Source organism: Brachybacterium sp. AOP24-D1-21, assembly GCF_052378665.1.
GTDB lineage: Bacteria > Actinomycetota > Actinomycetes > Actinomycetales > Dermabacteraceae > Brachybacterium.
Genome location: NZ_JBQSXX010000002.1, coordinates 863,962 through 882,875 on the forward strand (window position 1 = coordinate 863,962; position 18,914 = coordinate 882,875).

18 protein-coding genes and 1 tRNA gene are annotated in these 18,914 nt (G+C 70.8%); 16 read left to right on the top strand and 3 right to left on the bottom strand.

Going from position 1 to position 18,914, the window contains the following annotated elements; all coding sequences use genetic code 11:
* The first annotated feature begins 47 nt into the window (after positions 1-47).
* The 3 genes from ACT3UF_RS18630 to ACT3UF_RS18640 all read left to right on the top strand — a co-directional run bounded on the left by ACT3UF_RS18630 (position 48) and on the right by ACT3UF_RS18640 (position 1,576).
* Positions 48-133 (top strand) — tRNA-Leu (locus ACT3UF_RS18630).
* A gap of 91 nt (positions 134-224) precedes the next feature.
* Positions 225-692: a tRNA (cytidine(34)-2'-O)-methyltransferase gene (locus ACT3UF_RS18635; RefSeq protein ID WP_441443001.1), complete on the top strand. Its 468-nt coding sequence runs from the start codon at positions 225-227 to the stop codon at positions 690-692.
* Positions 689-1,576, top strand: a complete 888-nt coding sequence (locus tag ACT3UF_RS18640) for an RNA methyltransferase (RefSeq protein ID WP_444501872.1) — start codon at positions 689-691, stop codon at positions 1,574-1,576. Before ACT3UF_RS18635 ends, ACT3UF_RS18640 begins: the two co-directional genes overlap by 4 nt.
* 115 nt (positions 1,577-1,691) lie before the next feature.
* Here the strand turns inward: ACT3UF_RS18640 and ACT3UF_RS18645 are convergent, their stop codons facing one another.
* Both ACT3UF_RS18645 and ACT3UF_RS18650 read right to left on the bottom strand, forming a co-directional pair.
* Positions 1,692-2,189, bottom strand: coding sequence for a hypothetical protein (locus tag ACT3UF_RS18645; RefSeq protein WP_442331698.1), 498 nt, complete (start codon positions 2,187-2,189; stop codon positions 1,692-1,694).
* Positions 2,190-2,261: 72 nt separating this feature from the next.
* Positions 2,262-2,540, bottom strand: coding sequence for a DUF5703 family protein (locus tag ACT3UF_RS18650; RefSeq protein ID WP_441443003.1), 279 nt, complete (start codon positions 2,538-2,540; stop codon positions 2,262-2,264).
* Between the two features lie 132 nt (positions 2,541-2,672).
* On the opposite strand from ACT3UF_RS18650, the gene ACT3UF_RS18655 reads away from it, so the two are divergent.
* The 3 genes from ACT3UF_RS18655 (at position 2,673) to mshC (ending at position 5,335) form a co-directional block, all read left to right on the top strand.
* On the top strand, positions 2,673-3,014 hold the full coding sequence (locus tag ACT3UF_RS18655) for a DNA primase (RefSeq protein ID WP_441443004.1): 342 nt from the start codon (positions 2,673-2,675) through the stop codon (positions 3,012-3,014).
* Between the two features lie 163 nt (positions 3,015-3,177).
* On the top strand, positions 3,178-4,050 hold the full coding sequence (locus ACT3UF_RS18660) for an undecaprenyl-diphosphate phosphatase (protein WP_444501871.1): 873 nt from the start codon (positions 3,178-3,180) through the stop codon (positions 4,048-4,050).
* 34 nt (positions 4,051-4,084) lie between these two features.
* Positions 4,085-5,335, top strand: a complete 1,251-nt coding sequence (gene mshC / locus ACT3UF_RS18665; RefSeq protein ID WP_444501870.1) for a cysteine--1-D-myo-inosityl 2-amino-2-deoxy-alpha-D-glucopyranoside ligase — start codon at positions 4,085-4,087, stop codon at positions 5,333-5,335.
* 81 nt (positions 5,336-5,416) lie between these two features.
* Here mshC and ACT3UF_RS18670 read toward each other — a convergent pair whose 3' ends face one another.
* Positions 5,417-6,226, bottom strand: a complete 810-nt coding sequence (locus ACT3UF_RS18670) for a PAC2 family protein (RefSeq protein WP_441443007.1) — start codon at positions 6,224-6,226, stop codon at positions 5,417-5,419.
* Positions 6,227-6,332: 106 nt separating this feature from the next.
* Between ACT3UF_RS18670 and ACT3UF_RS18675 the strand changes: the two genes are divergently transcribed.
* The 10 genes from ACT3UF_RS18675 (at position 6,333) to ACT3UF_RS18720 (ending at position 18,895) form a co-directional block, all read left to right on the top strand.
* Positions 6,333-7,448 carry a site-2 protease family protein gene (locus tag ACT3UF_RS18675; protein WP_442331673.1) on the top strand — a complete coding sequence of 372 codons (1,116 nt, stop codon included), beginning with the start codon at positions 6,333-6,335 and terminating at the stop codon, positions 7,446-7,448.
* A gap of 43 nt (positions 7,449-7,491) precedes the next feature.
* The gene (locus tag ACT3UF_RS18680) at positions 7,492-8,559 is read left to right on the top strand and encodes a tRNA (adenine-N1)-methyltransferase (protein WP_442331672.1); all 1,068 of its coding nucleotides are present in this window, start codon (positions 7,492-7,494) and stop codon (positions 8,557-8,559) included.
* A 30-nt stretch (positions 8,560-8,589) separates the two neighbouring features.
* Positions 8,590-10,179, top strand: a complete 1,590-nt coding sequence (gene arc / locus ACT3UF_RS18685) for a proteasome ATPase (protein WP_444501910.1) — start codon at positions 8,590-8,592, stop codon at positions 10,177-10,179.
* Entirely contained in the window at positions 10,176-11,861 is a 1,686-nt protein-coding gene (dop, locus tag ACT3UF_RS18690) for a depupylase/deamidase Dop (protein WP_442331670.1), read from the top strand. Before arc ends, dop begins: the two co-directional genes overlap by 4 nt.
* A 12-nt stretch (positions 11,862-11,873) precedes the next feature.
* Positions 11,874-12,065 carry a ubiquitin-like protein Pup gene (locus ACT3UF_RS18695; RefSeq protein WP_441443011.1) on the top strand — a complete coding sequence of 64 codons (192 nt, stop codon included), beginning with the start codon at positions 11,874-11,876 and terminating at the stop codon, positions 12,063-12,065.
* Positions 12,066-12,069: 4 nt separating this feature from the next.
* Complete coding sequence (gene pafA, locus ACT3UF_RS18700) at positions 12,070-13,500, top strand: Pup--protein ligase (protein WP_442331669.1); 1,431 nt, start codon at positions 12,070-12,072, stop codon at positions 13,498-13,500.
* A gap of 93 nt (positions 13,501-13,593) precedes the next feature.
* Positions 13,594-14,538 (top strand): FKBP-type peptidyl-prolyl cis-trans isomerase, encoded by a 945-nt coding sequence (locus ACT3UF_RS18705; protein WP_442331668.1) that lies wholly within the window; start codon positions 13,594-13,596, stop codon positions 14,536-14,538.
* 64 nt (positions 14,539-14,602) lie between these two features.
* Positions 14,603-14,986 carry an FKBP-type peptidyl-prolyl cis-trans isomerase gene (locus tag ACT3UF_RS18710; RefSeq protein WP_442331667.1) on the top strand — a complete coding sequence of 128 codons (384 nt, stop codon included), beginning with the start codon at positions 14,603-14,605 and terminating at the stop codon, positions 14,984-14,986.
* A gap of 158 nt (positions 14,987-15,144) precedes the next feature.
* Complete coding sequence (locus ACT3UF_RS18715; RefSeq protein WP_442331666.1) at positions 15,145-17,193, top strand: primosomal protein N'; 2,049 nt, start codon at positions 15,145-15,147, stop codon at positions 17,191-17,193.
* A gap of 76 nt (positions 17,194-17,269) precedes the next feature.
* Positions 17,270-18,895: an SLC13 family permease gene (locus ACT3UF_RS18720; protein WP_441443015.1), complete on the top strand. Its 1,626-nt coding sequence runs from the start codon at positions 17,270-17,272 to the stop codon at positions 18,893-18,895.
* The last annotated feature ends 19 nt before the right edge of the window (positions 18,896-18,914 follow it).

Here is an 18,914-nt window from a genome sequence, read left to right on the forward strand (position 1 = left end):
ATCCGCAGGTGCGTGCTAATCTGCTCTAGTCGCTACGGCGATCACCCGTCCGGGTGGCGGAATTGGTAGACGCGCTAGCTTGAGGTGCTAGTGCCCTTTATCGGGCGTGGGGGTTCAAGTCCCCCTCCGGACACGCGAATAGAGCCCCGCTCCACACTGTGGAGAGGGGCTCTTCGCATTCCCGGATCCATCGCCGTCAACGGTGGCGTGGAAGAATCTGCGGCATGGTCCACGTCTTCCTCCACGAACCCGCGATCGCCGGGAACACCGGCAATGCGATCCGGCTGTCCGCCGTCACTGGCGCGCACCTGCACCTGATCGAGCCGCTCGGCTTCGATCTCGAGGACGCGAAGCTGCGCCGCGCAGGTCTCGACTATCACGACCTCGCCGATGTCAGCATCCATCCCGGCATCGAGCAGGCCTTCGCCGCGGTCCCCGGCGCGCGGGTGTTCGCCTTCACCTCGGGCACGGACGTGAGCTTCGAGAGCATCGAGTACACCCGGGAGGATGTGCTCCTCTTCGGGACCGAGCCGACCGGCCTGCCCCAGGACGTCATGGATCATCCGCGCATCACCTCCCGCGTCCGGATCCCGATGCTCCCTGCCCGGCGCTCGCTGAACCTGGCCAATGCGGTCTCGATCGCGGTCTACGAGGCCTGGCGACAGCTCGGCTACGACGGAGCCGGAGCATGAACCGGCACTCCGCCTCTGCCTCCGCCTCCGCGCCCGGAGCCCGCAGGGGAGCACCGCGCCTGCCCTCCCGACTGGACCGGCGCAACGCACTGTTCCAGCAATGGCAGGCGCTGCTGGGCAACCGCACCAAACGTTATCGCGCCGGCGAGATGATCATCCAGGGCGTGCGTCCGATCTCGCAGGCCATCGCCCATGGCATCGAGATCCGGACGCTGCTGACCGACGGCAGGGAGCAACCCTCCCAGTGGGCGCAGGAGCTGCTGCAGAGCAGCCCGGCGCCGGTGGTGGTGCTCGCCCCGGAGCTGATGGCAGAGCTGGGGGAGCGCGAGGACGGCACCCCGGAGCTGCTGGCGATCGCGGCGCTGCCCGCAGATGACCTGGAACGGCTGCACCCTGGGCGCTCGGACGTGCTGGTCGTCTTCGACCGCCCCGCCGGCCCCGGCAACATCGGCTCACTGGCCCGCTCCGTCGACGCCCTCGGCGGGACCGGCCTGCTGATCACCGGGCACTCCGCCGATGCGTGGGACCCGGCCGCGATACGTGCCAGCACTGGAAGCCTGTTCGCGATGCCGGTGCTGCGCCTGCCCTCCCATCGCGAGGTGATGGCGTGGATCGATGAGCGTCGGGCCCTGGGGGAGCCGTGGACCGTGATCGGGCTCGACGAGGCCGGCGGCCACCAGCTGGCGGACACGGACCTCTCCGGCCCCACGCTCCTGGTCGTCGGGAACGAGACCATCGGGATGAGCGCCGGCTGGCGGGAGGCCTGCGATGTGGTCGCGGAGATCCCGATGACCGGCAGCGCCTCCTCCTTGAACGCGTCGGTCGCCGGATCCATCGCGCTCTACGAGGTCCGGCGCCAGCGGCGGGCCGCGCCCTCCGTCTGAGATATGGAGGTGCCTGACCGGCTCACCGGCCGCTCAGTTCAAGGGGTCAGCCGGTCCGAGCGATCAATCGGTCCGAGGGAGCAGCCGGTCCGCGGGGTCAGCCGGTCCGAGGTGGTCAGCCGGTGCCGAGGGCGGCGCGCACCAGCGGAGCCCCCAGCAGGCCCAGGAACGGCCCGGCCAGCAGCACCGGTCCCAGCGCGAACCGCACCCCGGCGCGGCGGGTCACGCCGAGCACCACCATTCCGATCACGCCTCCCACCAGAGCGATCCCGAGGAGCGCCCCGATCAGGACTTCGCCGCCGAGGGCCGCTGACATCAGCACTACCACCGGCAGCGTCTTGGCATCGCCCATGCCCAGCAGCGGGGGAGCCAGCAGCGCCACCAGGATCGCTCCGAGCCCCAGCACCAGAGCGAGCACCGCGGCCGTGGCCAGGTCCGGGCGCATCGTCGGCACCAAGAGGGCGAGGACCGCCAGCGCAAGGGTCACCGCGCCGGTCAGCAGCCCGACCCAGCGGTTAGGCAGTCGGCGCTCTCGCCCGTCGACCCAGGCCAGCGCGAGTGCGGGCGGCAGGTAGATCACCAGCAGCACGGCGCACAGCAGCAGGAAGCTCATGGACACCAGGCCATTGCACCAGATGCTGAGGAGCTCTGCCGCCTGCTCCTGCCGGCTGTGGACAGACCCGGGCTAGAGCGTCGACTCCACCCGGATGATCCGTCGGCGCATCCAGACCTTCTTCCCGCCCCCGAGGTAGAGGCGGGTGCGGGCGTGCTCCCACCGGCCGTACTCCGCCTGCTCGGTCAGCTCAGCGCGCACCTGGCCGAAGGAGGTGCCCCGCGGCACCGTGATGATCTGGAACTCGTAGTCCGCTGCGCGCCGTCCGCGCTCGACGGGCAGGTCGCGCCATCCGCGCGGATCGCTCACGTGCTGAACGCCGGCGACGAGAGGGGTGCGGGGTCGGATCAACGGTTTTCCTCCTGTGGTCGATGACCTGCGACAGCAGTGGTCGATTGCGCTGCTGGGACTGCGGCGGATTCGTGACCAATGCGTGCACGCTTCCACTGTTCATTCTGCCGCTCGAGGATGTACGGTCCAACCATGAACACGGATCCTCGCTCCGCTCTTGCTGCGCTGATCGCTGCCCTCGAACGCCACTACGAAGCCGCCGCCGGCTCGCGGGGGGAAGACGATCCCGCGCTGGAGTCCGCCACCGAGCGGCTCGCCAACGCCTTCGACACCTACGACGATGCACTCTTCGACGCCTATGACGTCGCCACCCCCCTGATCGTGTTCGACGAGGACGACGACGATGAGGACGACGATGACGACTTCGACGATCTCGACGACTTCGAGGACGATGACGAGGACGACGATGACGAGGACGACGACGACGATGACGACTACGAGGACGAAGATGACGAGGACGACGCGCCGCGCTGAGCGCTGAGCGCCTCCGGTCACACGTCCCAGGACCTCTACGTAGTCTTCACCACTGCTCCGCTGCGCGGCGCCGGGCTCACCGCTCGGCGCCGCGTACTCTGTCCGGGTCCGGCACCGATGCTCGCCGGCACCGCAGGCCCGCAGAACCCATCGAGGAGTGTCCATGTCGTTCATCGAGGCGGTGATCCTGGGCCTGGTCCAGGCATTGACCGAGTTCCTCCCCGTCTCCTCGAGCGCCCACGTGCGCGTGGTCGGGGAGCTGATGGACCCCGGTCAGGATCCGGGCGCCGCGTTCACGGCGATCATCCAGCTGGGCACCGAGGCTGCGGTGCTGATCTACTTCTGGAAAGACATCACTCGCATCATCGGAAAGTGGTTCAAGGCACTGGCGGGGAAGATCCCGCACTCCGATCCCGACGTGCGCATGGGCTGGCTGGTGATCCTCGGCTCGATCCCGATCGGGGTGCTGGGCCTGCTCTTCGAGAACCAGATCGACCACAGCCTGCGGAACCTCTACATCACTGCGACGATGCTGATCGTCTTCGGTCTGCTGCTGGGGCTCGCGGACCGCATCGCCCCGCAGCGGAAGGAGCTCAAGGAGCTCACCGTGCGCGACGGCATCATCTTCGGCCTGGCACAGGCTCTCGCGCTGATCCCCGGCGTCTCCCGTTCCGGTGGCACCATCACCGCCGGGCTGCTGATGGGCTACACCCGCCAGGCCGCCGCCCGCTACGCCTTCCTGCTCGCGATCCCGGCCGTGTTCGCCTCGGGGCTGTACAAGGCGGCCAAAGAGGTCCCGGTGCTGCTGACGGCCGACGGTCGCGCCGCCGCCGCAGCCGCCGGTGAGCCGTCACTGCTGGCGATGGTGGTCGCCACCGTCGTGGCCTTCGCCGTGGGCTACGCGGTGATCGTCTGGTTCATGCGCCTGGTCGAGAATCGTTCGTATCTGATCTTCGTCATCTACCGGATCGTCGCCGGTCTGGTGCTGCTGGCGCTGCTCGGCACGGGGCTGGTCGACCCCCTGGGCGGGGCCTGAACCGCGGGAGGCCGACGGATCGTATGATCACGTAGTGCAATCCTGGACTTCCCCCTCTCTCAGCCCGCTTCCCGCTTCCGGCAGGCCGCTGCGCCTGTACGACTCGCGCACCGGCAGGGTCGCACCGATCACTCCGCTGGTCTCGGGACGGGCACGGCTGTACGTCTGCGGGATCACCCCCTATGACTCCACCCACCTCGGTCACGCGTCGACCTACCACGCCGCGGATCTGATGCGCCGGGCCCTGCACGATTCGGGGCTCGAGGTCGAGACGGCGCAGAACATCACCGACGTCGACGACCCGCTGCTCGAACGCGCGGACCGCGACGGGGTGGACTGGCAGGAGCTCGCCGCGTCCCAGGTCGAGCTGTTCTCCGAGGACATGGCCGCGCTGCGGATCATCGCCCCGGAGACCTATCGCTCGGTGAGCGAGGCGATGGACGAGATCATCGCCGTGGTCCTCGCTCTGCACGCACGGGGCCGGGCCTATCCGGTCGCGGCGAACGATGCCGAGGGGCCGGACTGGTATCTGGATCTCGCCGTGGACGGCGCCCTGGGCGACGTCTCGGGCTGGTCCGAGTCGCAGATGCTCGAGGTGTTCGCCGAACGCGGGGGAGACCCCGAGCGGGAGGGCAAGCGCGGTCCCTTCGATCCGCTGCTCTGGCGTGCCGAGCGACCGGGCGAGCCTGCCTGGGATGCCGGGGTGCTCGGCCGTGGCCGTCCCGGGTGGCACGTCGAATGCGTCTGTATCGCGCAGGAGGCGTTGGATCTCCCCTTCGACATCCAGGCGGGCGGGAGCGATCTGATCTTCCCCCACCATGACCTCAGCGCCGCCCACTCGGTGGCCCTCGGCCGACCGTTCGCGACGACCTACGCGCACAGCGGGATGGTCGCCTATGACGGCGAGAAGATGAGCAAGTCGCTAGGGAACCTCGTCTTCGTGCACCGCCTGGTGCGAGATGGCGTGGACCCCATGGCCATCCGGTTGGTGCTGATGGCCCACCACTACCGTTCGGACTGGGAGTGGTCCGCGCAGGAGCTCGAGCTGGCCGATACGCGCCTTGGGCGCTATCGCACTGCAGCCCAGCGCGGCGGGCATTATCCGGCGACTGTCCAGGCCCTGCGCGCCGCGCTGCGCGACGACCTCGACACCGCCTCCGCCCTCGAGGCCCTGGACAGCTGGGCCGACGGTGGGACCTCAGCGCGCTCCGACGACCTGACCGAGGGCCCCGGAGACGTCGCGGCCGCGGTCGATGCCCTCTTCGGGATCGCGCTCCTGAGCTGAGCTGAGTTGAGAGCCGAGCTGAGCTGAGCCGGGCTGAGCCGGGCTGACTGGCTGGCTGGCCTTGGGTGAGCGGAGCTGAGCTCAGCCCTGCTCGCGCCGGCGGCGCAGGAACTGCTCGAACTCCTCGGCGATCGCCTCGCCGCTGGCCTCCGGCAGGCTGGCGGCGTCCTGGGCACGCTCCAGTCGGCGCACGTAGTCCGCGACGTCCTCATCGGTGCGGGCGAGCTCGTCCACACCGCGCTCCCAGGCTTCCGCGTCCTCGACCAGCTCATCGAGCGGGATCGTGGCGCTGACCACCTTCTGCACCTCCCGCATCAGCCCCAGCACGGCCTTCGGGGACGAGTTCTGGGAGACGTAGTGAGGGACCTGCACCCATGCGCTGGTGGTCCGCAGCCCGGCGGCGGCGGTGCGGCGGGCCAGGATCGTGGGCACCCCGACCGGTCCCGAGTAGCGCTCGGCCGAGTCGACGGCCTGGGCGGGAAGCACCTCGACCTCGGCGCTGACCGGCAGCGGGCGGCTGTGCGGTGAATCCGCGAGCAGAGCGCCCAGCGACACCACTTCGCTGACGTCCAGGATCTGGAGCTGCTCGAGCACCTCGTCGCAGAACCGCTTCCAGTGCAGGGACGGTTCGGGGCCCATGACGGTGACCAGCTCGGGACCGCTCGGAGGCGTCACCAGCCGCAGCTGGGTGTCCGGCCAGTCGATGACCCTCAGCCCGTCCTCGTCCGTGCGGATCTCGGGACGGTTGACCTGGAAGTCGATGAACTCCTCGGCATCCACCGCACCGACGGGCCGAGAGGGCCAGACCTCGAGCAGATGCTCGATCACCCCGGTGGCGGCATCGCCGGCATCGTTCCATCCGCTGAAAGCCGTGATGGCGATTCGACTCATCCCTCCATCATAGGCACCGGGGGACTCCGAGCTGGGGCGCAGGGGGAACGGTTATCCTCAGCCTGCCCAGAGGGAGCCGCCGCCCCGGTGGCGGAGGAGATGGATCATGAGAAGCCCCACGCTGCGCCTCGGCGCGCTGCCTCCGATCAAGGTGAGCCCCGGAACGCTCGTCACCGTGCTGCTGCTCGCGGTGCTGATGTACCCGGCGCTGAGCCGGGGCGGTGCGGAGCCGGGCGCGGTGGTGCTGCTGGCCATCGGGATCGGACTGTTCATGATCGTCTCGGTCCTCGCGCACGAGGCGGCGCACGCCGTGATCGCCCGCGCTTTCGGGGCCACCGTCGACCACATCGCACTGACCCTCTGGGGCGGGCACACGCAATATCGCGCCCGGCAGATGTCCGCATTCGGCTCAGTGCTCGTCTCCCTCTCCGGCCCGGCCGCGAACGCGGTGCTGGCCGCGCTCATGTCGGTCGCCGCGCAGGTGGCGGGCGAGGGCACCACGCTCGCGGTGTTCTTCTCCGTCAGCGCCTGGTTGAACCTGGTGCTGGCCCTGTTCAACCTGCTGCCCGGACTGCCGATGGACGGCGGGAGGGCGCTCGAATCGCTGCTGGGCGCGGTGCTGAAGAACCCGGTGCTCGCCACCAGGATCACCGCCTGGCTGGGCCGCGGCATCGCCGTGGCGGTGGTGGCCTACCCGCTGGTCCAGATCATGCGCACCGGCGGGGCCGGGAGCCTCTCCCTGCTCACCCTGGTGTGGGCGATGCTGATCGCGGGGATGCTGTGGCAGGGCGCCACCCGCGCCCTGGACGGCGCGGCCCTGCAGCACCGCATCCGCACCCTCGATGCCGGGACCCTCGCCGTCCCGCTGCGCATCGTCGCCCCACACGCCGCGCTCGCCGCGCTCGGCACTCCCGAGGAGCTCGACCAGGTGCTGCTCCTCGAGCGTGACAGCACGCTCCCCGGCGGTGTCGGTCGGGGATACCGGATCGACCCCGATGCCGCCGCGTCGGTGCCAGCCGAGCACCGGGGCTCCACCCCGGCCCGCGCCGTGGCCTCCTCCGTCGGGCCCCTCGGCACGCTCCCTCTCTCCCTGCAGGGAGATGCGCTGATCGAGGCGATGCTGTCCCAACCCGCCCCCGCGTACTTGGTCCTCGACGAGGACCGCACCGTCCACGGGGTGCTCATGAGCGCAGAGGTCAACGCACTCCTGCGCCGGCGGTGAACATCACGGCCAGGGCCCCCACCCGAGCCATATGCTGGAACCCATGACTGATCAGCCGCAGCCCGCCGCCCACCCCGGGGCGCAGGAGCCCGCCCCCCGGGCCCCCAAGCGCGGTCTGGACCGCACCGGACCCTTCGCCCTGGGCGACAAGGTGCAGCTCGCGGACTCCAAGAACCGCCTGCACACCATCACCCTGAAGCCCGGCGGAGAGTTCCACTCCCATCGCGGCGTGCTCCACCACGATCAGCTGATCGGCGCGGAGGATGGGACGGTCGTGGAGAACACTCACGGCATCCGGTACCAGGCGCTGCGTCCGCTGTACGCGGACTACATGCTCGCGATGCCGCGCGGCGCCGCGATCATCTATCCCAAGGACTCCGCCCAGATCCTGATGTGGGGGGACATCTTCCCCGGCGCACGCGTGCTCGAGGCCGGTGTGGGCTCCGGCGGTCTGACCACCGCGCTGCTGCGCGCGGTGGGACCCGAGGGCTCCGTGCACTCCATCGAGCGCCGCGAGGACTTCGCCGAGGTGGCCCGCGAGAACGTCGAGACGTTCTTCGGCGGCCCGCACCCCGCCTGGGAGCTGTCGATCGGGGACTTCCAGGATGTCGCCCCGACCCTCGCCCCCGACGAGCCCGCCGTGGACCGCGTGGTGCTGGACATGCTCGCCCCCTGGGAGTGCGTGGACTCCGCCGCGGAGGTGCTCGTCTCCGGCGGCGTCTTCCTCTGCTACGTCGCCACGGTCACCCAGCTCTCCCGCACTGCTGAAGCACTGCGCGACCACGGCGAGTTCACCGAGCCCTACGCCTGGGAGTCCTTCGTGCGGCCCTGGCACCTCGAGGGCCTCGCCGTGCGGCCCGAGCACCGGATGAACGCCCACACCGGGTTCCTGCTCACCGCCCGCCGCACCGCGCACGGCCAGCCGGCGCTCACCCGCGTCACCCGCCCGGCGCCCGGATCCCGGCTCGAGGAGGAGCTGAACCACCCCGACAACGAGGGCTTCGGCGGCTCGGGCGGCGAATGGGGACCGCAGGACATCGGGGAGCGCGGCGTGGCTCCGCGCAAGCTCAAGCGGGCCCTGCGCGATATCCGACAGGGCCGCGATCGCTGATCGCGCCCGGGAAGGGGATGTGTGATGACGATGAAGACGTACGCCGAGATGACCGCAGAGCTCGAGAAGCTCGCGACCCACAACGAGCGACTGGTCGGCGGGCTCCGCGCCGCCCGTGAACAGATCGTCCAGCTCAAAAGCGATCTGGAGCGGGTGGGCGATCCGCCGAACTCCTACGCCACCTTCCTGCGCCGCTGCGAGGGCAGCACCATCGACGTGCTGCACAACGGCCGTCGGCTGCGAGTCGCGACCGCTGCGAGCCTCGACCTGGACGCGCTGCTGCCGGGCACCGAGCTGCGGCTGAACGAAGCCCTGGCCGCCGTCGACGCGGTCCCCGCGAGCGATGCCGGCAACGTGGTGCCCGTCGTGGAATCCCTCGCCGATTCCCGCATCCTCGTCGCCGTCGCGCCCGACGACACCCGGGTGCTGCGTCGTGCCGGCACCCTCACCGACGAGCAGCTGCACCCCGGCGATCACGTGCTGGTGGACCTCAAGAGCCAGCTGGTGCTCGAGCGCATCGACCGAGCGGAGATCACGGACCTCGTGCTCGAGCAGGTGCCGGAGGTGTCCTTCGAGCAGATCGGCGGGCTGGGCGAGCAGATCGAGGCGATCCGTGACGCCGTCGAGCTGCCCTTCCTCCAGCAGGACCTCTACCGCACCTACGGGCTGCGGCCCCCGCAGGGCGTGCTGCTCTACGGACCTCCCGGCTGCGGCAAGACGATGATCGCCAAAGCGGTGGCTCACGAACTGGTGCTGCGCAGCGCCGAGGTGCGCGGGGTGAGCGTGGCCGAGGCGCTCGAGAACTCCGCCTTCCTCAACGTCAAGGGCCCGGAGCTGCTGAACAAGTACGTCGGCGAGACGGAGCGCTCCATCCGCCTGGTCTTCGAGCGGGCTCGCGAGAAGGCGGCCGCGGACCACCCGGTCGTGATCTTCTTCGACGAGATGGAGGCGCTGTTCCGCACCCGCGGGACCGGGCTCTCCAGCGACGTGGAGACCACGATCGTGCCGCAGCTGCTGGCCGAGATCGACGGCGTCGAAGGGCTCGACAACGTGATCGTCATCGGTGCCTCGAACCGTGAGGACATGATCGACCCCGCGATCCTGCGACCCGGCCGCCTGGACGTGAAGATCCGGGTGCGCCGTCCCGGTGCGCGCGCCGGCCGGGAGATCCTCGGCCTCTATCTCGACGAGTCGGTGCCGCTGCGCGAGGACCGTGAGCAGCTGCTGGACCTCGCGATGCACGAGATCTACGACGAGAGCCCGGCCTCGGCCTTCGTCCGGGTCGAGTACTCCGACGGCGGCCAGGACACGCTCCACTTCCGTGACTTCGTCTCCGGTGCGACGCTGCGCAACATCGTGGACCGCGCGAAGAAGCTCGCCGTCAAGGACCAGCTCGCCACCGGGCAGATCGGCGTCGGCGCGCAGCACCTGCAGGACGCGATCACCGCAGAGTTCGTCGAGAACGAGGACATGCCCTCCGCCGCGCACCCCGAGGACTGGGCCCGGGTCTCGGGCCTTCCCGGCAGCGGCCGGCGCCGAGTCGATGCCATCGTCCCGCTCCAGGGACGCACCCGCGGCGTTCCCGCCGCAGAGGCGATCGCAGAGGAGGTGCCCTCATGAACGAGACTACCGGGCAGCAGCCCGAGACCGGCCTGACCACCGAGCGGGTGATGGGCATCGAGACCGAGTTCGGGGTGACCCACGCCGATCTCGAGGACCGCACCCGCGCCGGCGCCGGCAGCTCGATCCTGCTCTCCCACCTCGTGGTCGGCGCCTACGCCCTGCTCGACCCGCAAGAGGGCGAGCGCGGGCGCCGGGTGCGCTGGGACTACGGGGACGAGACCCCGCTGCGGGATGCCCGCGGCTTCGAGCTGCAGCGCGCCGCCGCCCACCCCTCCCAGCTCACCGACGAGGTGCGCGACGCCCACGTGCCGAGCGTCGAGATGGACATCCCGCTCAGCGGCCCCGAGATCGCCCCCGAGGGGGATGACGCCGAGGTGCTGACCTGGGCGACCCAGCGCTCGATCGGGAACGCGGTGCTCAGCAACGGCGCCCGCTGGTACGTGGACCACGCCCATCCCGAGTACGCCGCCCCCGAGGTGCTGCGCGCCCGCGAAGCCGTGGTCGCCGATCGGGCCGGCGAGGAGATCGCCCGCCGCGCCATGGCGCTCCTGGCCGCGGCCGACGGCATCCCCGAGGTCGCGCTCTACAAGAACAACACCGACGGCAAGGGCGCCTCCTATGGCACCCACGAGAACTACCTGGTGGACCGTGCCGTCCCCTTCGAGCGCGTGGTCGCCGCGATGCTCCCCTTCCTGGCGACCCGCCAGGTGATCGTCGGCGCCGGACGCGTGGGGCGGGGCACCCGCGGCCAGGAACCCGGCTACCAGCTCTCCTCCCGGGCCGACTTCATGGAGGCCGAGGTGGGTCTCGAGACCACCCTGAACCGGCCCATCGTCAACACCCGCGACGAACCGCACTCCGACCCCACCCGCTTCCGGCGCCTGCACGTGATCATCGGGGACGCAAACCTGCTCGAGGAGTCCACCTTCCTCAAGCTCGGCTCCACCTCTCTGGTGCTCGCCGCGCTCGAGGCCGAGCATCGCACCGGGACCGCGATCCTGCCGGACCTCCGCCTCGCGGATCCGGTGGCAGCGGTGCGCGCCATCAGCCATGACCCGTCGCTGCGCACCACGGTGCCGCTGGCTGACGGCCGTGAGCTCACCGCGCTGCAGATCCAGCGCGCCCACCTCGACGCCCTGGCCGCGGTCGCCGACCCCTCGGACGAGGAGACGACCACGCTGCTGCGCTCCTGGAGCGAGATCCTCACGCTGCTCGAGCAGGGTCCGATGCTCGCCGCCGAACGGGTGGAGTGGGTCGCCAAGCTCCAGCTGCTGGAGCGCTACCGCGCACGGCACGGCCTGGAGTGGGACGATGCACGGCTGGTCATGATCGACCTGCAGTACTCCGATCTGCGCCCGGGCCGGGGGTTGTTCGGCAAGCTCCGTGCCGCCGGCGCAGTGCCCGCGCTGGTGAGCCAGGACGAGGTCGACGCCGCGATGCGCATCGCCCCCACCAGCACCCGCGCCCACCTGCGTGGCGGGCTGATCACCGCGCACCGCGGGAACGTACCCTCCGCCGGCTGGGATGCGATCACCCTGGCCGATCCCGAGGGCGGCCACCGGCTGCGCCTGGCCGATCCGCGCCTGGGCTCCGCCGCCTGGTGCGCGCTGCACGGCGTGAACCCCACCGATGACACCGCGACGATCCTCGACGCCCTGCGCCGAGCCGTCACCGACTGAGAAGGAGCACCCATGTCCCAGCAGTCCCTGAATGCGCCCGGCAACGGCCCCGAGGAGCCCGGCGACGGCTCCGAGATCGTGACCGGCGGCCAGACCTTCGCCTCGACGCAGGCGGCCGATGATCTGCTCGACGAGATCGACTCGGTGCTCGAGTCCAACGCCGAGACCTTCGTGCGCGCCTTCGTCCAGAAGGGCGGCCAGTGACCCGATGAAGCGTCGAGTCGGAGGTCTGGAGACCGAATTCGGGCTGGTGTGCGTGCGAGCCGACGGCTCTCGGGCGCTCGAGCCCGAGGCCGCCGCGCGTGAGCTGTTCCGCCCGGTGGTGGCCATGGGCCGCTCCTCGAACGTGTTCCTCAGCAACGCCGCACGCCTGTACCTGGACGTCGGCTCGCACCCGGAGTACGCCACCGCCGAATGCGACGACTGGTGGGAGCTGGTCGCCCAGGACCGCGCCGGTGAGCGGATCTTCGCGGACCTCACCGCCCAGGCCAATGAGCGCCTCGCCGCTGACGGCCAGGACGCCCGCATCCACCTGCTGAAGAACAACGTCGATTCCGCCGGCAACGCCTTCGGCTCGCACGAGAACTTCCTGGTGGACCGCCGCGGCGAGTTCACCCGCCTGCCCCGCTACCTGCTCCCGTTCCTGGTCACCCGCCAGATCATCACCGGGGCCGGGGGAGTGGTGCGCCCGCAGCCCGGGGGCGCCGCGCCTGCCGCCGCCGACACGGCACCGGAGCCAGCGCAGTTCGTCTTCTCGCGCCGCAGCGATCACATGTGGGAGGCCGTCTCCTCGGCCACCACCCGCACCCGCCCCATCATCAACACCCGCGATGAGCCCCACGGCGATCCCACGCGGTTCCGGCGCCTGCATGTCATCGTCGGCGACTCCACGATGAGCGAGGTCTCCACCCACCTCCGCTTCGCCACCACCGATCTGGTGCTGCGGGCGATCGAATCCGGGCGCGCCCTGCCCGAGCTCAGCCTCCACGACGACATCACCGCGATCCGCGCTGTCGCCCGGGACCTCAGCGGCGCGGCGCCGATCCCGCTCGCGCACGGCGGGACCACGACCGCGATCGAGGTGCAGCAGCGCTGGCTCGACCACGTCACGCAGTTCGCCGACGAGAGCGAGCAGCAGGTGCTCGAGACCTGGCAGAAGGGGATCGACGCGGTCCGCACGGGAGACCGGAGCTGGGCCGCCACGCACCTGGACTGGGCGATCAAGGAGCGACTGTTCCAGCAGGTCACGGAGCGTCGCGGGATCGATCTCGGGGACCCCGCGATCGAACGGCTCGACCTCGCCTATCACGACATCGACCCGGCCCACGGGATCTTCCACACCATGCAGCGCCGAGGCCTGGCCCCGTCGACGCTGCCCGAGGAGCGGATCGAAGCGGCCAGGACCACCGCCCCCACCACCACCCGCGCACACCTGCGCGGGCAGGTGGTCACCACCGCCCAGCAGCACGGCGTGGACCACGTGGTGGACTGGACCACGATGCGGCTCACCCGCCCCGGCTCGATGCCGGTGCAGGTCCTGGACCCCTTCGCCACCACGCTGCCCGCGGTCGACGATCTGCTCGCCCAGATCCGCGAGCTGGGCACGGGCAGAGGCCCCGATCCGGCTCCCTTCGCCTGAGCGCTGGACCACACCCCAGCTCGCTGTCATCCGCCTGCCCGTACCCTGGTGCCTGCCCCCGCCCGCGGGGCCGCCGATCCGAAAGGTCCTGACTTGATCCGCCGCCGCACGCTGCTCACCACCGCCCTCGCCGCGACCGCCGCCATCGGGCTCGCCGCCTGCACCGACGAGGGCTCCACCGGTGGGTCCGACGGTGGTGGCTCCGACGGCGGCGGCGACGTCCTGGCCGGAGTCACCGTCAGCGACGACCTGGGCGCCGAGCCCACCGTCGAGTTCGATGCCCCGCTCGAGATCACTGCCGCCGATGCGAAGATCGTCACCGCCGGGGACGGCGCGATGATCGCCGAGGGGGACACGGTCATCTGGCGCAGCCACTTCGTCGACGCCAGCACCGGTGAGACGCTCTCGTCCTGGTGGCAGGGCGCGCCCGCCGGGGGAATGCAGGTCACCCCCGAAGGGGCGGGCGAGGTCGCCTTCTCCTTCCTCACCACCGTCCCCGTCGGCTCGCGCTTCGTGATGGCCGGCTGGCAGCAGGGGAGGGACGGCCAGGCGTACTCGCTGCTCCAGGTCGCCGACGTCGACCGCGTCGTCTCCCCGCTGCGCGCCGAGGGCACTGCTGGAACTCCCTCAGGCACATACCCTTCGGTGAGACTCGACGGCAACGGTGCGCCTTCGATTGATGCACCGCCGGAGGGCGAAGCTCCCGCGGAGACAGTGCGAGAGCTGCTCATCCAAGGCACCGGGGACACCACCCGCGCCGGCGACTACCTCACCATGCACTACACCGGCTGGTCCTGGGACACCGGTGAGCAGTTCGACTCCTCCTGGGACCGCAGGGCTCCCTTCGCCTTCGCACAGGGCCAGGGTCAGGTGATCCAGGGCTGGGACGAGAACCTCCTGGACCTGAAGGTCGGCTCGCAGGTGATGCTGGTGATCCCGCCGGACCAGGCATACCCGGAGGGCTCTCAGTCACCGGTCGCCGGCCAGACCCTGATCTTCGTGGTCGACATCCTCGACGCCGCCCACACCAACGCTTGACCTGCGCGCTCGTCCCGACCATTCTGACCATTCCTGACCATCCATCACCACAGGAGGAATCCGCATGACCGATCGCACCAAGCCCGAGGTCGAGTTCCCCGAGGGCCCCGCGCCCACCGAGCTGCTCAGCGTCGACGAGATCGTCGGTGACGGCGAGGAAGCCGGCCGCGGCGACGTCGTCGACGTGCACTACGTGGGCGTCTCCCACTCCACCGGCGAGCAGTTCGACGCCTCCTGGGACCGCGGCGAGCCGCTACGCTTCCAGCTCGGCGTGGGTCAGGTCATCTCCGGCTGGGACCAGGGCGTCCAGGGCATGAAGGTCGGCGGCCGCCGCCGCCTCGACATCCCCGCAGCTCTCGGATACGGCGACCACGGCGCCCCGCCGGTGATCGCTCCCGGCGAGTCGCTCATCTTCGTCTGCGACCTGGTGGCGGTGCACAAGCGCTGAGCAGCACCGCCGAGGGAGCGGCGGGGGAGCGCGCGGGAGATCCGGCCGACGGCCAGGAGTTCCTCTTCGCGGCCCCCGCCTTTCCTGTTCCCGATCCCTCCCCGCCGGCCGCGGTGCCGAGCGACCCGGGCCGCCCCGTCGCGGCCCGGGCTTCCGGGTTGCGCACCGCCGCAGGTTTCGATGTGGTCGACGACCTCCCGGTGGCCAGCGTGCGCCTGGTCGGAGTGCTTCCCCACCTGGACCGGCCCTTCGAGTACGCCGTCACCCCGGCGACAGCCGCCGCCGGGCCGGGCATGCGAGTGCGGGTGCGGTTCTCCGGCAAGGACACCGAGGGGATCGTGCTCGGCCGCCACCCCGCGCCGACCACCGATCGGGCACTGGCCCCGCTGCACCGCCTGGTCTCCGAGGACGTGGTGGTCCCGCCCGCGCTGATGCGCGTCTGCGAAGAGGTCGCCGAGCGCAGCGCCGGAACCGTCGGCGACGTGCTGCGCCTGGCCCTGCCGCCGCGCCATGCCCGCGCCGAGAAGGCCGATCGCGCCGCCGAGGACAAGGAGCGCGAAGCGCTCGCGGCGGCAGAGCCTGTCGCGACGGAGCCCGTCCCCACCGAGCCCCTCACTGCGCACCCCGCAGAGCTCGAGCACCCGTCCCGCCCCCGACCCGGTGATCGCTATCCGGGACTGGCCGCGCTGCTCGCCCGGTCAGGCAGTCCCGAGGGTCCGGTGCCCCGTGCGAGCCTCACCCTCGATGCCGTCGACAGCTGGACCGACGTCGCCGCCGACGCGATCGGGGACCTCGATCCGGCCAAGGGGGCGCTTGTGATCGCCCCCGATCAGCGAGATGTCGCACGGCTCTCCCGGGTGCTCACCGAGCGCGGCATCGAGCACGAGATCCTCGCCGGCACCGAAGGACCGGAGAAGCGCTACCGCACCTTCCGGCGCATCCTGCGGGGCGCCACCAGGGTGGTGCTCGGGAACCGCTCCGCGGCGTTCGCCCCGGTGCAGGATCTCGCTCTGGTGATCTGCTGGGATGAGGCGGACGATCTGCTCGAGGAGCCGCGGGCCCCGTATCCCCACACCCGCACCGTGCTCCAGTGCCGCTCCGCCGAGGAGCGCTGCGCGCTGCTGTTCCTCAGCCCGAGCGAGTCCGTGACCCTGCGGGCGCTCGCGGATCTCAGCTATCTCGCGCGCCTGGAGCCGCTGCCCGGCCCGGTCACGGCCGTCCGCCCGCGGATCGTGGCGATGGATGAGTACTTGCGGGAACGTGAAGGCCCCTCCGGCCGTTCTCGCCTGCCGCAGGAAGCGATGCGCGTGATCCGGCGCGGGCTGGAGCGGGGCTCGGTGCTGGTGCAGGTGCCGCGTTCCGGCTATGCCCCGGCGATCGCGTGCACCTTCTGCCGCACCCGCGCCCAGTGCCCGCACTGCTCGGCGCCGCTGTCCCAGAGCGGTCGCGGCGGACCCCTGCACTGCCGCGTCTGCGGCCGTCGGGAGGACGGCTACCGCTGTCCCGAATGCGACCGCACCCAAGTGCGGGCCATGGTCATCGGCTCGACCCGCACCGCAGAGGAGCTGCACCGTGCCTTCCCCGAGGCGACGTTGAAGGTGGCGGGCGGCGCGCACGGAGCGCTCGCGGACGATGCCGTCCCGGACCACGCGATCATCGTCGCCACCCCCGGGGCGGAGCCGGCCCCCCGGTCCCGGTACGCCGCCTGCCTGCTGCTGGATGCGGACGCACTGCTGGGCCGCGCCGCCTTCGATGCGGACGTCGAGGCGGTGCGGCGCTGGCGGGGCGCCATCGCACTGGTGCGCTGCGCCGACGACGGGGGAGAGGTGCTGATCGTCGGCACCTCCACCCTCCCCGCGATCCGCGACCTGGTCGCCCACCGCTCCTCGTTCTTCCTGGACCGGGTGCTCGAGGACCGTCACGAGCTGGACCTGCCTCCCTTCCGTCGGGTCGCCGAGATCGTGGGCGACCGGGAGGCGTGCCGTGGATTCCTCGAGACCGTCGAGCTCCCGGACGGCACCGATGTCTTCGGCCCGGTCGATCTCGAGGGACCCGACGCCGCCGGCCGGGCCCGCGCGGTGGTGCGCATCGAGCCGGGCCGCTCCCGTGAGCTCGCCCTCGCCCTGCGTGCCGGCATCGCCGCCCGGAGTGCCCGCAAGGCCCGGGGCTCCCTGCGCGTGCGACTGGATCCGCCTGACGTGTTCTGAGTGTTCCTCCCCGGCGGAGAACACGCTCGCCGTAGGGTGATCGGCGTCACTGGATTGCCGAGACGGAAGGACGACGATGACCTCCGCCCCTGATCAGGACTCGACCGCCACCGCGGAGGAGGACCGGCCCGACCTCTCCGAGGGGGAACGGGCCCCCGCCGCCAGCGCCCGCAGCCTGCGGGTGCGTCGCCTCGGCCTGGTCCTCGGCCTCCTCGTCGCAGTGCTCATCTACTTCCTGATGCCCGCCGACGTTCCCCACGGTGCGAAGCTCACCGCCGCGACCGCGGTGCTGATGGCCGCGTGGTGGATGACCGAGGCGCTGCCGATCCCCGCCACCGCTCTGGTCCCGCTGGTCGTCTTCCCGGTGCTCAACAGCGAGGTCGGCGTCGACGACGTCGGCGCGTCCTACGGCAACAACGTCATCTTCCTGTTCATGGGCGGGTTCATGCTGGCGCTCGGCATGCAGCGCTGGAACCTGCACAAGCGCATCGCCCTCGCGATCGTCGGGACGATCGGCACCAGCCCCTCGCTGCTGATCCTCGGCTTCATGGTCGCCACCGGATTCATCTCCATGTGGGTCTCCAACACCGCGACCGCGGTGATGATGCTGCCCATCGGCCTGTCGGTGCTGATGCTCGTGAACAAGCTGCGGCTCGAGGACGCCGTCGCGAAGGGGGAGGAACCCGGCGAAGGAGTGGATCCCGATCCCGAGGGCGGCTCACGTGACGGCGAGGTCGCCCCCGTCACCTCGAAGTTCGGCACCGCGATGATGCTCGGCATCGCCTACGCCGCCTCCATCGGCTCCCTGGCCACGATCATCGGCACCCCTCCCAACGCCCTGCTCGCGGCGCACATGAGCCAGGAATTCGGGGTCACGATCGGCTTCGGACGCTGGATGATGGTGGGCGGGCCGCTCGCGATCGTCTTCATGGTCATCGCCTGGCTGCTGCTGACGAAAGTCCTGTACAAGCCCGAGATCACCGAGATCCCCGGCGGCACCGAGCTGATCCGTCAGGAACGCAGCAAGCTCGGCCGCATCTCCGCGGGGGAGACCAGGGTGCTGGCAGTCTTCGTGCTGGCCGCACTCTCGTGGGTGTTCATCCCGCTGCTCTCCGATGCGCTCGGCCGGGAGGATCCGTGGATCTCGGACGCCGGCATCGCGATGGTGGTGGGACTGGTGCTGTTCCTCCTGCCAGCCGGTGCGGCACGGGGCGTGAGGCTGCTCGACTGGGAATCCGCCGCGAAGCTGCCCTGGGGCGTGCTGCTGCTGTTCGGCGGCGGCCTCGCCCTGTCCGCACAGTTCAGCTCCTCAGGCCTGACCGAATGGATCGGCGAGGTCACCGAGGGCGTCGGCGGACTGCCCGTGGTGCTGATCGTGGCGGTCGTCGCCGCCGGCGTCCTCTTCCTGACCGAGCTGACCTCGAACACTGCCACCGCCGCGACCTTCCTGCCGCTCGCCACGGCCGTGGCCGTCGGCACCGGGATCGACCCGATGCTGCTCGCGATCCCCGTCGCGATCGCCGCGACCTGCGCCTTCATGCTCCCTGTCGCGACGCCCCCGAACGCGATCGCCTACGGCTCCGGTTATGTCACGATCCCGCAGATGGCCAAGGCCGGGCTGTGGCTGAACCTGATCGGGATCGTGCTGGTGACCGCCACCACGATGGGCCTGGCGGTATGGGTGTTCGGGCTCGTCTACTGACGCCCCCGGAGAGCTCTCG

What these genes read in the sequence shown, in the direction of transcription:
- ACT3UF_RS18635 (WP_441443001.1), top strand. Translation starts at nt 225, where the DNA reads ATGGTCCACGTCTTCCTCCACGAACCCGCGATCGCCGGGAACACCGGC.
- ACT3UF_RS18640 (WP_444501872.1), top strand. Translation starts at nt 689, where the DNA reads ATGAACCGGCACTCCGCCTCTGCCTCCGCCTCCGCGCCCGGAGCCCGC.
- ACT3UF_RS18645 (WP_442331698.1), bottom strand. Translation starts at nt 2,189, where the DNA reads ATGAGCTTCCTGCTGCTGTGCGCCGTGCTGCTGGTGATCTACCTGCCG.
- ACT3UF_RS18655 (WP_441443004.1), top strand. Translation starts at nt 2,673, where the DNA reads ATGAACACGGATCCTCGCTCCGCTCTTGCTGCGCTGATCGCTGCCCTC.
- ACT3UF_RS18660 (WP_444501871.1), top strand. Translation starts at nt 3,178, where the DNA reads ATGTCGTTCATCGAGGCGGTGATCCTGGGCCTGGTCCAGGCATTGACC.
- ACT3UF_RS18670 (WP_441443007.1), bottom strand. Translation starts at nt 6,226, where the DNA reads ATGAGTCGAATCGCCATCACGGCTTTCAGCGGATGGAACGATGCCGGC.
- ACT3UF_RS18675 (WP_442331673.1), top strand. Translation starts at nt 6,333, where the DNA reads ATGAGAAGCCCCACGCTGCGCCTCGGCGCGCTGCCTCCGATCAAGGTG.
- ACT3UF_RS18680 (WP_442331672.1), top strand. Translation starts at nt 7,492, where the DNA reads ATGACTGATCAGCCGCAGCCCGCCGCCCACCCCGGGGCGCAGGAGCCC.
- arc (WP_444501910.1), top strand. Translation starts at nt 8,590, where the DNA reads ATGAAGACGTACGCCGAGATGACCGCAGAGCTCGAGAAGCTCGCGACC.
- dop (WP_442331670.1), top strand. Translation starts at nt 10,176, where the DNA reads ATGAACGAGACTACCGGGCAGCAGCCCGAGACCGGCCTGACCACCGAG.
- ACT3UF_RS18695 (WP_441443011.1), top strand. Translation starts at nt 11,874, where the DNA reads ATGTCCCAGCAGTCCCTGAATGCGCCCGGCAACGGCCCCGAGGAGCCC.
- pafA (WP_442331669.1), top strand. Translation starts at nt 12,070, where the DNA reads ATGAAGCGTCGAGTCGGAGGTCTGGAGACCGAATTCGGGCTGGTGTGC.
- ACT3UF_RS18710 (WP_442331667.1), top strand. Translation starts at nt 14,603, where the DNA reads ATGACCGATCGCACCAAGCCCGAGGTCGAGTTCCCCGAGGGCCCCGCG.
- ACT3UF_RS18720 (WP_441443015.1), top strand. Translation starts at nt 17,270, where the DNA reads ATGACCTCCGCCCCTGATCAGGACTCGACCGCCACCGCGGAGGAGGAC.